Origin of the sequence: Paenibacillus piscarius (genome assembly GCF_022234545.1) — a bacterium.
GTDB classification, from domain to species: domain Bacteria; phylum Bacillota; class Bacilli; order Paenibacillales; family Paenibacillaceae; genus Paenibacillus_AQ; species Paenibacillus_AQ piscarius.
Genome location: NZ_JAIEUI010000033.1, coordinates 1 through 13,932 on the forward strand (window position 1 = coordinate 1; position 13,932 = coordinate 13,932).

General features: G+C 55.0%; 13 protein-coding genes. 10 read left to right on the forward strand and 3 right to left on the reverse strand.

What is annotated here, in order from left to right; genetic code table 11:
* The first annotated feature begins 167 nt into the window (after nt 1-167).
* From K1558_RS33125 to K1558_RS30860, 8 genes are all read left to right on the forward strand, one after another.
* On the forward strand, nt 168-839 hold the full coding sequence (locus K1558_RS33125) for an HIT domain-containing protein (RefSeq protein ID WP_338019747.1): 672 nt from the start codon (nt 168-170) through the stop codon (nt 837-839).
* A 304-nt stretch (nt 840-1,143) separates the two neighbouring features.
* Nucleotides 1,144-2,331 carry a metallophosphoesterase gene (locus tag K1558_RS30830; RefSeq protein WP_274529194.1) on the forward strand — a complete coding sequence of 396 codons (1,188 nt, stop codon included), beginning with the start codon at nt 1,144-1,146 and terminating at the stop codon, nt 2,329-2,331.
* Between the two features lie 180 nt (nt 2,332-2,511).
* The gene (locus K1558_RS30835) at nt 2,512-2,970 is read left to right on the forward strand and encodes a MarR family winged helix-turn-helix transcriptional regulator (protein ID WP_238655793.1); all 459 of its coding nucleotides are present in this window, start codon (nt 2,512-2,514) and stop codon (nt 2,968-2,970) included.
* Nucleotides 2,971-3,028: 58 nt separating this feature from the next.
* On the forward strand, nt 3,029-3,844 hold the full coding sequence (locus tag K1558_RS30840; protein WP_238655794.1) for an NAD(P)H-binding protein: 816 nt from the start codon (nt 3,029-3,031) through the stop codon (nt 3,842-3,844).
* 74 nt (nt 3,845-3,918) lie between these two features.
* A complete protein-coding gene (locus K1558_RS30845) occupies nt 3,919-4,596 on the forward strand; it encodes a response regulator transcription factor (protein WP_238655795.1) in 678 nt (225 codons plus the stop codon).
* A 440-nt stretch (nt 4,597-5,036) separates the two neighbouring features.
* A complete protein-coding gene (locus tag K1558_RS30850; RefSeq protein ID WP_420800486.1) occupies nt 5,037-5,981 on the forward strand; it encodes a sensor histidine kinase in 945 nt (314 codons plus the stop codon).
* A gap of 279 nt (nt 5,982-6,260) precedes the next feature.
* On the forward strand, nt 6,261-7,379 hold the full coding sequence (locus K1558_RS30855; protein WP_238655797.1) for an ABC transporter permease: 1,119 nt from the start codon (nt 6,261-6,263) through the stop codon (nt 7,377-7,379).
* Nucleotides 7,376-8,053 carry an ABC transporter ATP-binding protein gene (locus tag K1558_RS30860; RefSeq protein ID WP_238655798.1) on the forward strand — a complete coding sequence of 226 codons (678 nt, stop codon included), beginning with the start codon at nt 7,376-7,378 and terminating at the stop codon, nt 8,051-8,053. The genes K1558_RS30855 and K1558_RS30860 overlap by 4 nt, the downstream gene beginning before the upstream one ends.
* 74 nt (nt 8,054-8,127) lie before the next feature.
* On the opposite strand, the gene K1558_RS30865 is transcribed toward K1558_RS30860, so the two are convergent.
* The gene (locus tag K1558_RS30865) at nt 8,128-8,982 is read right to left on the reverse strand and encodes an SDR family oxidoreductase (protein ID WP_238655799.1); all 855 of its coding nucleotides are present in this window, start codon (nt 8,980-8,982) and stop codon (nt 8,128-8,130) included.
* 16 nt (nt 8,983-8,998) lie between these two features.
* Nucleotides 8,999-9,697, reverse strand: coding sequence for a GntR family transcriptional regulator (locus tag K1558_RS30870; RefSeq protein ID WP_238655800.1), 699 nt, complete (start codon nt 9,695-9,697; stop codon nt 8,999-9,001).
* A 152-nt stretch (nt 9,698-9,849) separates the two neighbouring features.
* On the opposite strand from K1558_RS30870, the gene uxaC reads away from it, so the two are divergent.
* Complete coding sequence (uxaC, locus tag K1558_RS30875) at nt 9,850-11,259, forward strand: glucuronate isomerase (RefSeq protein ID WP_238655801.1); 1,410 nt, start codon at nt 9,850-9,852, stop codon at nt 11,257-11,259.
* Nucleotides 11,260-11,775: 516 nt separating this feature from the next.
* On the opposite strand, the gene K1558_RS30880 is transcribed toward uxaC, so the two are convergent.
* On the reverse strand, nt 11,776-12,609 hold the full coding sequence (locus K1558_RS30880; RefSeq protein WP_238655802.1) for a helix-turn-helix domain-containing protein: 834 nt from the start codon (nt 12,607-12,609) through the stop codon (nt 11,776-11,778).
* A 159-nt stretch (nt 12,610-12,768) separates the two neighbouring features.
* On the opposite strand from K1558_RS30880, the gene K1558_RS30885 reads away from it, so the two are divergent.
* Complete coding sequence (locus K1558_RS30885) at nt 12,769-13,932, forward strand: Gfo/Idh/MocA family protein (protein ID WP_238655803.1); 1,164 nt, start codon at nt 12,769-12,771, stop codon at nt 13,930-13,932.

Here is a 13,932-nt window from a genome sequence, read left to right on the forward strand (position 1 = left end):
ATGAGGGAAAACCTCACGTACGGTTTGATGAGGAGGGGCTGGGTTATACCAGCCCTTTACTCTAGATTGGCTGATGCGGAGTTCGGACCTGTAATGGCGGGTTTGAGGGCGCGTGGACGAAATGTAATCGAAAAACCGATCACATTACGCTAAGGAGGAGGATCATCATGGATTGCCTGGGGTGCAGAATAGCAAACGGGGTGGAGCCCGGCCTGAATATAGTTTATGAGAATGAATATATCGCCTGTGTGCTTGATATCGATCCGTTCAATGAAGGACATACGCTGATTCTTCCGAAAAAGCATTATTGGGATGTCGATGAGATGGATATAGCAACTGCACATGCTGTTATGGAGGCTTCACAGAAGCTTTCGGCTCTGCTTAAACGCTTGTACCAGCCGGATGGAATCCGAATTATTGCCGTTGGCGGCAAATTCATTGATCTGACCCACTATCACATGCATGTGCTGCCCCGGTATGAGGAGGACGGGCTGCTGTGGGGTGAACCGCTGCACCCGGATGGGGCCGGAGAGCGGCTGGAGGAGACCAGGCGGAGAATGGCGGAAGCGCTGGAGGTGCTGACCATGAAAGAGCCAATGCTGAAAAAAGCGATGGACACGCTGGAGTTTCTGAGTCAGGATGCGGCCGCGCGAATGGCTTATGATGCCCGAATGAAGGCACTGAGCGATGAGCATTCCCGTATTGAAAGTGCTGAAGCAAAGGGGAGAGCAGAGACTAGCAGAGAAATCGCTAACCGTCTGTTGGATCGTGGCATAGACCTGCACACCATCTCGGAAGCCACCGGGCTGTCCCTTGAAGAAATTAAGGCATTGAGCTAGTAAGCGGCGGCGAGTTTGCTAACAATCATTTAATAAGTTTACTTTTTCATGGAAGGCAGCCCCCGGGCTGTCTTTCTTTTGAAATATAAGAATTTATATGTTGCACACGATAACTTATCCTTATATTTCTCGCTGAAACGATATCGTCCTTAAAAAGGACGGCAAAGCCGTTTCTGCTTAGTCCAAGCTCTATCAGCTTTATCACAGGCAGGCAGCAGAATTTATACCTGGTGAATACTTTGTGATATGATTTGAGGTAGAACGTATAGAAACTTACTTTAGGGGAGTGGATCGGGTGAAAAACATGCGTATGCTGGCCGGGGCTGCGGTCATGGTGCTGGTGCTGGGACTTGTTAATTTTTATATTGGATGGCACCTCTGGGTTCTGCTCCAGGAATGGAGTCCGGGGATTCATGCTGCCGTCTACTGGACGGTGTTCCTCGTCATTGCCTTCTCATATATTCTGGGCAGAATTCCGCTGCCGCAGCCAATCCGGCCGGTGGGACGGCTGTTTAAGGTGATTGGCTCCTATTATTTGGCTTGTATGGAGTTTGCGGTGATCATGCTGCCGCTGGCTGATCTGCTCTATGGTGTGCTGGCGCTCGCAGGCGCGGATCTCTCTGCTTATGTAACCGAAGCTGGCGCAACGCTGCTTGCACTGCTAGCTATTTTCCTGATCTGGGGCTCCCGCAATGCCTGGAGTACGGTGGTGCGTACCCACCGGCTGCAGGTGGATAAATCGATTGGAACCAGTGTTCCACTGACGGTGGCTGTCGCTTCCGACCTTCATCTGGGTAACATTGTAGGTAACCGCCATCTGCGCCGGATGGTAGAGCGGATCAACGCGATGAAGCCCGATATCGTTCTGCTGGCCGGGGATGTGCTGGATGACAGCATTGAGCCTTTTCTGCGCAACGGGATGGAGCAGCAGTTGAAGCAGCTTAAGGCTCGTCACGGGGTCTATGCAGTGTTGGGGAACCATGAGTATTACGGCGGCTCGATTGCACAGTACACCGAAGTGATGCAGAGTATCGGCATTAAGGTGCTGCAGGATGAAGTCGTAGAGACTTCTGGAGTGTACGTGGTTGGGCGCAAGGACAAGACTGCCGAAGCGATGGCGGGCGGACGGCTCAGCGTGGAGGCACTGCTGGAGGGAGTGGACCGCAGCAAGCCGATTCTGATGATGGACCATCAGCCGACCGGCTTCGGGGCAGCGTCTGAGGCCGGGGTAGATGTCCTGCTGTCGGGACATACGCACCGCGGGCAGATTGCGCCGAACCACTGGATTACGAGACGGCTGTTTGAACTGGACTGGGGCTATCTGCTCAAAAACAAGCTGCATGTCATCGTCTCCTCCGGTTACGGCACCTGGGGACCGCCCATCCGGCTGGCCAGCCGTTCGGAGCTGATTAAGCTGGAGATTGTGCTGGAGGGCAGCAAGAGCTACAGCGGAGAAACGGCCCCGCCTGCGGCTAAGCCTGTAATGATCTAATCCCCTAACCTATCCTTATATCGGCAGAGCAAGTCCCTGGACTTCCGTGTGAAGCTCAGGGGCTTTTTGGTGCCACTGGCAGCGGAGTTTAATAATAGGCTTTGACAACAGGCCCGAAATCGGATAGTCTATGTGTGAATATAGTTAAGCTATTAACTAAATGGAGCTGAGTGCGAACCAATGGATGATTTGGATGATTTGCAGCAGTATGTACTGGAACTGCCGCTAGCTAATAAGCTGTTCTTCACTCTGGTGGAAGCGACCGCAGGCGCTGTAGCCGTCTCCGAGAAATACTGGCAGGCGCAAGGGCTGAACGGTGCACGTATCCGCGTACTGGTGGAGATTGCGAAGCATGGGGGGACAATCCTGCCTTCACTGCTGGCCAGCAGAATTGGCGTCACCAAAGCGAATATCAGCCTGCTGCTGACTCCGCTGGAGAAGGAGGGCTATATCTCGCGGGCCGCTCATGCGGAGGATGGGCGCAAAACGGTCATTTCATTGACCGGGGCAGGCAGGCGGCTGCTAATGGAGCAGCTCCCGGGGAACAGGGAAGCGGTGGCGGCCGTGATGAACCGGCTGGACGAAGCAGAGCAGCGGCTGCTGCTGGGACTGCTGGGCAAGCTTAGTCAGCAGGAATAAGCTTAGAAGCTCCAGCGGCTGTTCGTGAGCGGCTACATTTACTAGGAGGAATAAGTCTATGAGAATATTAATTACAGGAGCTAACGGACAACTGGGGAGTCAGATTATTGAACTGCTTCGCCACCGCATCCCGGCTGGGCAGATTGTGGCCGGTGTCAGACAGATGGAACAAGCCGCACATCTCAGAGAGCAGGGCATAGAAATCCGTTACGTGGACTATGACATGCCGGAATCGTTGTCGGCGGCTGTTCAAGGCATTTCCCGGCTGCTGCTGATTTCCAGCCCGCATCAGGATGACAGTGTCCGGCTGACCCAGCACAAGCAGGTGATCGCTGCGGCGAAGGCAGGCGGGGTGAAGCACCTGCTCTATACGGGCCTGGCCTTCTCCGGGTGGACAGCAGGCAAGGATACGCCGGATAATGTGCACGCATTAACGGAACAGGCTATCGCGGCATCCGGGCTGGAGTATACTTTTTTGCGTAATGGGCTGTATATGGATTTCGTAGGGGTGCTGGGGCTGAAGGAGGCTATGTCCAGCGGTGAGCTGGTGACTGCGCCGGGCCCCTGGGCATTCAATGCGGTAACGCGCAGCGACCTGGCTCTGGCTGCGGCTGCTGTGCTTGGCACAGAAGCTTCGGGCAATAAGATATACGAGCTAACCGCATCGCAGACGTGGGATTTCGCTGATCTGGCAGCAGTATTAACTGAGGTTGCCGGGAGTAAAGTGGTTCATCGTGAGGATGCGGGCGTGCAGCACTGGATCTATGCTTTTCTAAGCAGATTGGATACGTCTTCTACCTCGCGGGATCTGGAGCAGCTTATGGGCAGGCCTGTAACAACACTGAAGGATAGTATTCTTCCATTCCTGGAGTAGATGCGGTTGTCAGCGGCGGGGTTTGTTGCTAGTATGATGTCATTGATCTGGAAGCCGGAAGGAGAGTATATCGCTTGAAAAAAATATTAGTAGCCGACGACGACGTTCATATCCGCACGCTCCTGCGGCATGTGCTGATGAGAGACGGGTATCTGGTGGCTGAAGCCGGGGACGGCCGGGAAGCGGCCACGCTGATGAAGGAGCAGACGGTGGATCTGGCGGTGGTGGATGTGATGATGCCGCATATGGATGGTCTGGAGCTGTGTGCGCATATTCGCGAGACCTACGACATCCCCATCATTCTGCTGACGGCCCGCCAGCAGCTTAGCGACAAGGAGCAGGGCTATCTGCGCGGGACAGATGATTATGTCACCAAGCCGTTTGAGCCGGAGGAGCTGCTGTTCCGCATCAAGGCGTTGTTCCGCCGTTACTCGATCGCTTCCGATGATAGAATCCGCCTCAATTCCATTGTCATTGACCGTAAGAATTACGAGATCAGCGACGGAACGGACGTGCTGCTGCTGCCGGTTAAGGAATTCGAGCTGCTGGCCCAATTGGCCCAGTATCCGGGGCGCCTGTTCACGCGCGGGGAGCTGATTGAGCTGGTCTGGGGCGCGGATTATGAAGGGGATGAGCGGACGGTGGATGTACATATCAAGCGGTTGCGGCAGCGGTTCAGCGGGCATCAGGATGATTTTGTGATCCGCACTGTAAGGGGTATCGGCTATAAAGTAGACTTGGTGAACGCATGAGATCGCTCTATGTAAGGATGAGTATCGTCTTCTGCTCGGTAATTATCATCAGCAGTGTGCTGGGGTTCCTGGCTTCGAACCTCTATTACCAGTCGCAGATCAAGCCGAAGAACGATGCCAAGCTGACCCGGATGGCAGTCGGACTGCAGCAATTCATTCAGGATCACCCGGATGCGGTAGAGGAATATCTGCTGAGCACCGCATCTCTGGGCTATAAGATGTATCTGGTCAATGCGGACGGGGAGGAACGCTTTTATGGCCTGCCGTTTCGCAAAAATGACCTCCGGCAAGAAGATCTGCGCAGCGTGTTAGCCGGAGAGATCTATCATGGGGTGGGCAATTTTCCGGGACAGCTGTTCGTGACCGGCTTCTTCGACAACCAGCTCAGCAATTCCATAGGTGTGCCTGTGCAGATCAACGGCGAGACGTATGCTTTGTTCATGCGGCCGGATGCCCAGGTGCAGTTCGGGGAGCTGCGGATCTTTTTTGTCGTGCTGATTGCTGTCATTATCCTGCTGAGCCTGTGGTTCGTGCTGGTTAGTGTGCTGCACGTGGTGAAGCCGATTACCCGGTTAACCGAAGCCACCCAAAAAATCTCTATGGGCAGATACGACATCAAGCTGTATACCGCCCGGCGGGACGAGATCGGCCAGCTCGCTTCGCATTTCATGACCATGAGCCGGGAGCTGGAACGGACGAACCGGGCCCGGCAGGACTTCGTTGCCAATGTCTCGCATGAGATTGAATCGCCGTTAACCTCCATCCAGGGATTCGCCCATACGCTGCAGGACAATACTCTGCCAGAGGCCCAGCGGCTGGAGTACCTTACTATTATCGGGGAAGAGAGCCGGCGGCTGTCGATGCTCAGCAAGCAGCTCCTGACCTTGTCCTCGCTTGATTATGATGAACACGCCCTGCAGAAGACGAGCTTCGACTTGCGGGCCCAGCTGCGCCAGGTTATTCAGATTATGGAATGGCATCTGACACAGAAGGAGCTTGCCGTAAGACTTCATGCCGATGATCTGACGCTGCAGGGTGATCCGAATCTGCTCTATCAGGTATGGATGAATCTGGTGTCGAACGCAATCAAATACACCCCGGCCGGCGGGACGATCAGCATTAACGCACATCTGGAGGCGGATCGATGTATCGTTACAGTGAAGGATACCGGGGAGGGCATTCCAGCGGACCAGCTGCCAATGATCTTCGACCGGTTCTACAAGGGGGATCAGTCACGTTCCCGTGAACGTAACAGCAGCGGATTGGGGCTGGCCATCGCCCAGAAGATTATTCAGGCGCATCACGGGACGATTGAGGTGGCGAGTACAGTGGGGGAAGGGACTACATTTACCGTCTCACTTCCCTGCCACCCTGGCGCTATATAGATTGAGTAGGCAATTATAAAGCAGATGAAAGCTGCGGAGGGGAATTTGGAACTGTAGGAGCGATAGCGTCCGCCTTTGTTACCGGATTTCCACCGCGATGCGGTAGAATTCAAGAAATCTGGGAACAACAGCGGCCGGAAGTCCAACATTCACTGCAGCAGCGCATAACATCAGCTTTGAGCTGTCTATTATTCAATCTATATAGTGTAATTCCGAATTCATACTCCGTTCATCTTCACTCCTTACACTGTGGATATACAGATTAGAAGGAGTGGTATTATGTTTCTGGCTATACGTGAGATGAGGCACTCCAAAGCGCGTTACGGCCTCATTATGGTGATTATGCTGCTCGTATCATTCCTGGTCCTCTTCGTAACCGGGCTGGCGAGAGGACTATCCTATGCCAATATTTCAGCGCTGCAAAATATGCCTGCCTCCTACTTCGCGGTGCAGAGCGACGCGGATCATACGTTCCGGCGGTCACAGTTAGGTGATACGGAGCTTGCCGCAGTGCGGGAGGTAACCGGAGAGGCAAAGGCCACTCCGCTTGGGGTACAGACCAGTACGATTACGGCTGCCGGTGCGGATGTGAAGGCGGATGTTACTTTTTTTGCGGTGGATATGAAGGGAATGCTGGCGCCTACAGTAACGGAGGGGGCAGGGCTGACCAATGAGGTTCAAGGCAGTGCAGTTGCCGATGCTAAGCTGAAGCAGTCCGGCGTTACACTGGGCAGTACGATCCGGGATCAGGCCTCCGGCATGAGCTGGACAGTAACCGGGTTCGTCAAGGACAATTCGTACAGTCATACCCCGGTGGTGTATATCAATCCGCAGGATTGGCAGGCGATGAAGCAGGGAGCGGTTCAGGCTGGCGGCGGCTCAGGCAATGCCCCGTACAATGTAATCGCGCTGGATATAACGGCGGATCAAGCTGCGCAGATTGCGGATCAGCAAAAGTCTATAGAAGTGATTACACAGAAGCAGGCAATTTCAAGTGTTCCCGGGTATGCCGCCGAGCAGAATTCGCTGCTCATGATGATTGTTTTCCTGTTCGTCATTGCTGCTGTGGTTCTGGCGGTATTCTTCTATGTGATCACGATCCAGAAGACCAGCCAGTTCGGCATCCTGAAGGCGATGGGGACGAAGATGTCCTACCTGGCCTGGAGTGTGGTCGGTCAAGTCATGCTGCTGTCGGTAACGAGTCTGGTGCTTGGTATTCTGCTGACACTGGGAATGAATATGGGCCTGCCGGATACGATGCCGTTCGAGCTGGATGGACAGACGATGCTGCTGACCGGTCTGCTGTTCATCGGGATGTCGCTGCTGGGCTCGCTGATCTCGGTAGCAAGAGTAGCCAAGGTGGATGCCTTGGAAGCGATAGGGAGGGCTGGAGCATGAGTGCCAAGCTAGTGATGAGACAAGTGACTAAGACCTACGGTGATGGAGACGGGGCCATGACAGTGCTGAATAATCTGAATTTCACAGTGAATGAGGGCGAATTCGTTGCGGTACTGGGACCCTCCGGCTCCGGCAAAAGCACCTTTCTCTCCACAGCCGGCGCCCTGCTCACCCCCACCAGCGGCGAAATTATCCTCGACGGCGAACCGCTCGGGAACAAAGACAAGGGAGAGCTTACCGAGCTGAGGCTGCAACGAATCGGCTTCATGTTCCAGAGCGCACAGCTGCTGCCTTACCTGAAGGTGGAGGAGCAGCTGCTCTATGTAGCGAAGCTGGCCAATCTCAGCACGAAGGAAGCGAAGAACCGCGCGGCTGATCTGCTGAAGCGGCTGGGGATCTGGGAGCGCCGCAACCATTATCCGGAAAAGCTGTCGGGCGGCGAGAAGCAGCGGGTCGCCATCGCCCGGGCCTGGATGAACAAGCCGGCGATCCTGTTCGCCGACGAGCCGACTGCGAGCCTGGACTACAGCCGCGGCCGGGAAGTGGTGCAGATGATCGCGGAAGAGGTGCGCAGCGAAGGTAAGGCTGCCGTCATGGTGACCCATGATGAACGGATGCTGGAGTGGTGTGACCGGGTGCTGCATCTGGCGGACGGTGTGCTTGTAGAGGCGTAGGAGACGGACGGGATTGAAAAAAACCTGAACCTTAGAAAACGGGGTTCAGGTTTTTGATGTTTATAAACTGCTTGCTACACGCCGGAGTAGGCCATGAATCCGCCATCAACGGGGATGGTGACGCCGGTCACGAATCCGGACATGTGCTCATCGGCCAGCCAGAGCAGGGTGCCGAGCAGGTCCTCCGGTGTGCCGAAGCGGCGCATCGGGGTCTGGGAGAGGATACGGCGGGAGCGCGGAGTCAGCTCGCCCTCGCTGTCCATCAGCAGCTGCTCATTCTGCGCGGTGACGAAGAAGCCGGGAGCAATGGCGTTCACACGGATTCCGGCCTCCGCAAGATGGACGGCAAGCCATTGGGTGAAGTTGTTGACTCCGGCTTTGGCGGCGCTGTAAGCGGGAACCTTGGTTAGCGGTGAAACGGCGCTCATAGAAGAGATGTTAATGACCGAAGCTCCGGGCCGTCCAAGCATCTGTCTGGCGAAGATTTGGGTTGGGATCAAGGTTCCGGTCAGATTCAGATCGAACACCTTGCGGAAGCCGTCTGCCGGCAGATCGAAGAAGGAGATGATCTCGGGATTGTCCAGATCCCCGCCCTCCAGCGTCTCCTTGGTGGTAATCGCCGACGGCTGATTGCCTCCGGCTCCGTTGATCAGCAGGTCGCAGGGGCCCCAGTGCTTGCGGACAGCTTCTGCGGCCTGTTGTACGCTGCCGGCATCCATGACGTCACATGCCAAGGCCAGCGCTTGGCCGCCGCCGGAAGTGATCTGCCCGGCGAGTGCAGTACCTTTGGCTTCCGTCCGGTTCAGGATGGCGACCTTAGCACCCTGACGGGCCAGCTCCAGTGCCATGGCGCTGCAGAGCGCACCTGCCCCTCCGGTAATGACGGCGGTTTTGCCTGTAAGTGCAGGCTGCAATGCGAACTCTGACATAGCAATTCAACCCTTTCTATGGTGTAAGTGTAGTTCTCTGCTTGTAGTACTGGGGATACTTCTCCATCAGCATCTCCTGATCGGCAATGGTCAGGGCCATATGCTCCTGCATGATCTGATCGCCTTGCGTAATATTATGCTGTTCAATGGCTTCGTATAAACTATAGTGCTGCTCATACAGATGCTCCCAGTTATGGTCTGCGGTAAGCTTCAGCATCCGGCTGCGGTTCAGGTGAACCTTGATCTGCTGGATGACTTCCCAGGTGTTCCTTTTGCCGGTACCCATGAAGATGACGTGATGGAATTCTTCATCCAGCATGAACATCTCCTTATAGTCCTGATCTTCGATGCACAGCTTCTGCTTGTCCAGATTGGCCTTCAGATCGATCAGGCTTCTGGACTGAAAAGCGCTGCAGGCCTCCCGGATCACCGCCCGCTCCAGATGCTCGCGCATGAAGCGGGCTTCTTCGACGAGCTCTGAATCGATCAGCGAGACGACGGTTCCGCGCTGGGGGTAGACGTCCAGCAGACCCTCCTGGGCCAGACGGACGAAGCTCTCCCTGACGGGGGTGCGGCTGACATTGAATTTGAGCGAAATTTCCTTCTCCGATATAGCGGTGCCTGGAGGGAGCTCCAGGAGCAGAATCTGATTCTTCAGGGAACGATACACGATGTCCCTTGTGGATACGGCTTGTGTACTGATGGTGTAATCCATCGTGTAACCTCCTGCATTAGTTTGTTGGAAGCACTACCATACTACCATACTTGTATGGTAGTATGGTAGTGCTAACCGGCAGAGCCCTCTGCCATCCGTTATGAACCGCATAGCGGAACACAAATATGAATGACGAGAGGCTGGAGAACACATTGAGTAGCTCATCTTTTATTCATGACAATTGGCTGTTACTGAGTCCAAGTGCGCAGACCCTGTATCACGACTATGCCAGCACAATGCCGATTTACGATTTCCACAGTCATCTGAACCCGCAGGAGATCAGCAGCAACCGCAGGTTCCGCAATATTGCCGATCTGGCCCTGTCCGGCGACCATTACAAATGGCGGGCGCTCCGTTGGCTGGGCATTGATGAACAGCTCATTACCGGCGATGCTTCCGACAAAGACAAGTTCATGGCCTGGGCCCGCTCGCTGCCCGAGATGGCGGGGAATCCGTTGTATCACTGGACCCATCTGGAGCTGAAGCGCTACTTCGGTATCGACGAGCTGCTGTCTGCGGATACCGCCGAGAGTGTCTGGGAACGGTGCAATGAGCAATTGCAGGGAGATGAGCTGACGACCCATGGCATCCTGAAGAAATTCAAGGTGAATGTTGTCTGCACAACGGATGATCCTATCGATTCACTGGAGGATCATATGAAGATAAGAGATGACCGTTCGCTTGAGACGGTGGTTGCCCCGACCTTCAGACCCGACCGGGCGCTGAACATCCGAGATGCAGGCTTCACCGGATATGTAGCCCAGCTCGGTCAAGCGGCCGGTGTAGAGATCGGCTGCTATTCCGAATTCATCCGGGCTGTGACAGCGCGGGTCGATTACTTCCATCAGCATGGCTGCCGCTTGTCCGACCAGGCCTTCGGGGAGCTTCCACATGCTCCTTCGACAGAGCATGAAGCAGCGTACATCTTCGCCCGCGCCATCAAAGGCGAGGAGATCAGCGCCCTGGAAGAGCAGAAGTTCCAATGTTATACGTTGCTCCAATTGGGCCGCATGTATCATGAGCGGGGCTGGAGCATGCAGCTGCATATCGGCGCGCTCCGCAACAACAACTCGCGGATGTTCAGCCGCCTCGGCAGAGACAGCGGCTTCGATTCGATTCTCGACTTCAACATGGCCCGCAGCCTGAACGCGCTGCTCAACGAGCTGGATGCCAGCGGCCAGCTTCCGAAGACGGTTGTCTATACGCTGAACCCTTCGCAATATGAGATGATCGCCTCGGCCATCGGTAATTTCCAGGGCTCCGGGATCAAGGGCAAGGTACAGATGGGCTCCGGCTGGTGGTTCCATGACCAGAAGGAAGGGATGCTCCAGCAATTGAAGGCGCTCGCAAGCATCGGTCTGATCAGCCCGTTTGTCGGGATGCTGACCGACTCCAGAAGCTTCCTCTCCTTCACACGGCATGAATACTTCCGGCGCATCCTCTGTAATCTGTTCGGCACCTGGATTGAAGAGGGTGATCTGCCGCGCGATTATGCATGGGTGGGACAGATGGTGGAGAATATCTGTTACAACAATGCCGACGCGTATTTCGGGATTAAATAAACATTCAGCAGGTCTCCGGTACGGGGGCCTGCTATTTTTTTGCAAAATTCGTTACACAATGATACTAGGGGCGGCCCGTGGAGCAAATGTAATCGGAAAACCGATTACAATCGGACCGTTGGCGGCGCGTGGAGCAAATGTAATCGGAAAACCGATTACAATCGGACCAGGGGCGGCGCGTGGAACCAATGTAATCGGAAAACCGATTACAATCGGACCGTTGGCGGCACGTGGAACCAATGTAATCGGAAAACCGATCACAATCGGACCGTTGGCGGCGCGTGGAGCAAATGTAATCGGAAAACCGATCACAATCGGACCGTTGGCGGCACGTGGAACCAATGTAATCGGAAAACCGATTAAAATCGGACCGTTGGCGGCCCGTGTAGCAAATGTAATCGGAAAACCGATTACAATCGGACCGTTGGCGGCGCGTGGAGCAAATGTAATCGGAAAACCGATTACAATCGGACCAGGGGCGGCCCGTGAACCTCCATGGTGTGCCGAGTCCGGTCCCTATTTCGTACTATTCCGGTAAGCGGACGGCGATACGCCGGTGGTCTTCTTGAAGACCTTGGAAAAGTGGGCCAGCTCCATTCCGACCTGCTCGGCGATATCGGAGATGCTGAAATCGGTGTAGGAGAGCTGTCTTTTGGCGAGTTCCATCCGTTTCTGCTGGACGTACTGCATCGGGGGGACGCCGATGAACTTCTTGAAGTAAGGAATAAAGTAGTTCGGGTGCAAATGGACAAGCTCCGCCAGCTCCTCCACATCCAGCGGATGCATCAGGCGCTGATCGATGTAGCCCAGCACACTGGCCAGCTTGCCCTGGTCGGTCGTATGCGACAGATCGTCCAGGAAGTTGCGGTAGCCTCCGGATTCAAGACAGATGGCAAGCAGCGTAAGCAGCGCCGACTGGGTCCGTAGGGTAGCCAGGAAGCCGGTATCCTGGAACAAGTCAATCATCTCCGAGAAAATCGTCCGCACCGCCTGCGGATCAGGTACATCACAAATATAGAGCTTGTTCGCAGAATGAAACAGCGGCCACTCCCCGATCTTCGCATCGAAATGACAGTAGTAGCGTGTATACGGATCCTCCCGCGAGGTTTCCGTGGTCTGGGTGGAGCCCGCAGGCATAATCATTAGCTGGCCGGGCCGGGGATAATAGGGCACACCGTTAATAATCACCTTGCCTTCGCCGGTATCAATGTAATAAAGCCGGTTGAACGAGGGGGTTTCGTTCGTCCGGTTCCATCCCGGGTATCGGCTGGTTAGCTGGGCATGGGTCACAGTAACGGTCAGATTGTGTAGCAGGCGTCCGGTCAGATTACCGTTAGCTTTCTTGTTCATGGCTTGCCTCCTGTACTACGGGTAATAAATTGATTATATCGCTTTCATTTATCCAATGCATCTTATTTATATACAAATATACCTTAATTACAGTCATGTTCACCGCCTGCAATTAGGGTTATCCTCATATCATAAACTGTTTCAGGAAGGGACTGGGCAATGGATAAGGTACGATTCGGAATTATTGGTGTTGGGGGTATGGGGCGGACCCATGCACAGAGTCTGCTGAATGATATTAAGGGAGCTGAGCTGACGGCGATATGCGACATCAGCCCCGAGCGGCTGGATTGGGCAGAGCAGCATTTGCCGGATCATGTGCAGCGCTTCCTGTCACCGATGGAGCTGTTCAAGTCAGGGACCATTGATGCGGTGATGATTGCCACCCCGCATTATGACCACCCGCCGCTGGCGATTGAAGCGCTGGGCTACGGATTGCATGTGTTGATTGAGAAGCCTGCAGGCGTGTACACAAAGGCAGTGCAGGAGATGAATGACGCTGCTGCGAAGTCTGACCGCGTGTTCGGCATTATGTATAACCAGCGGACCAACCCGCTCTATCAGAAGCTGAGAGATTTGATCAAGTCCGGGGAGCTGGGCGAGATCCGGCGCACGAATTGGATTATCACCAATTGGTACCGCTCTCAGAGCTACTATGATTCCGGCGGCTGGCGGGCGACCTGGGGCGGGGAAGGCGGCGGTGTGCTGCTGAACCAGGATCCGCACCAGCTCGATCTCTGGCAGTGGACCACCGGCATGATGCCGAAGCGGGTCCGCGCCTTTTGCCACTTCGGGAAGTACCGCAATATCGAGGTTGAGGATGATGTCACCGCCTATGTGGAATATGAGAACGGCGCCACCGGCCTGTTCATCACGACTACCGGCGAAGCGCCGGGGACGAACCGGTTCGAGATTACCGGCGACAACGGCAAGATTGTAATTGAAGACGGGAAGCTGACCTTCTACCGGCTTCGTACCCCGGAGCCGCAATTCAATGCTGAATACACCGGAGGGTTCGGCGCGCCGGAATGCTGGAAATGTGAGATTCCGGTGGACTCCGGGAATGGAGAGCAGCACCAGGGGATTCTGCGTAACTTCACCAATGCGATCCTGCACGGCGAGCCGCTTCTGGCTCCGGGAGAAGAGGGAATTCACGGCCTGACCTTGTCCAATGCCATGTATCTGTCTGCCTGGACCGACAACTGGGTCGACCTGCCGATTGACAGCGAGCTGTTCCATCAGAAGCTGATGGAGCAGGTCAAGAATTCGACCTTCCGCAAAGCGCCTGTCAGCTCGAAAACCCTGGATGTCACCGGCACGCATTAG

Coding starts and splice junctions, on each gene's coding strand:
- K1558_RS30870 (WP_238655800.1), bottom strand. CDS start 9,697: ATGGATTACACCATCAGTACACAAGCCGTATCCACAAGGGACATCGTG.
- K1558_RS30835 (WP_238655793.1), top strand. CDS start 2,512: ATGGATGATTTGGATGATTTGCAGCAGTATGTACTGGAACTGCCGCTA.
- K1558_RS30840 (WP_238655794.1), top strand. CDS start 3,029: ATGAGAATATTAATTACAGGAGCTAACGGACAACTGGGGAGTCAGATT.
- K1558_RS30860 (WP_238655798.1), top strand. CDS start 7,376: ATGAGTGCCAAGCTAGTGATGAGACAAGTGACTAAGACCTACGGTGAT.
- K1558_RS30880 (WP_238655802.1), bottom strand. CDS start 12,609: ATGAACAAGAAAGCTAACGGTAATCTGACCGGACGCCTGCTACACAAT.
- K1558_RS30865 (WP_238655799.1), bottom strand. CDS start 8,982: ATGTCAGAGTTCGCATTGCAGCCTGCACTTACAGGCAAAACCGCCGTC.
- K1558_RS33125 (WP_338019747.1), top strand. CDS start 168: ATGGATTGCCTGGGGTGCAGAATAGCAAACGGGGTGGAGCCCGGCCTG.
- K1558_RS30855 (WP_238655797.1), top strand. CDS start 6,261: ATGTTTCTGGCTATACGTGAGATGAGGCACTCCAAAGCGCGTTACGGC.
- K1558_RS30850 (WP_420800486.1), top strand. CDS start 5,037: ATGCGGCCGGATGCCCAGGTGCAGTTCGGGGAGCTGCGGATCTTTTTT.
- K1558_RS30830 (WP_274529194.1), top strand. CDS start 1,144: ATGCGTATGCTGGCCGGGGCTGCGGTCATGGTGCTGGTGCTGGGACTT.
- K1558_RS30885 (WP_238655803.1), top strand. CDS start 12,769: ATGGATAAGGTACGATTCGGAATTATTGGTGTTGGGGGTATGGGGCGG.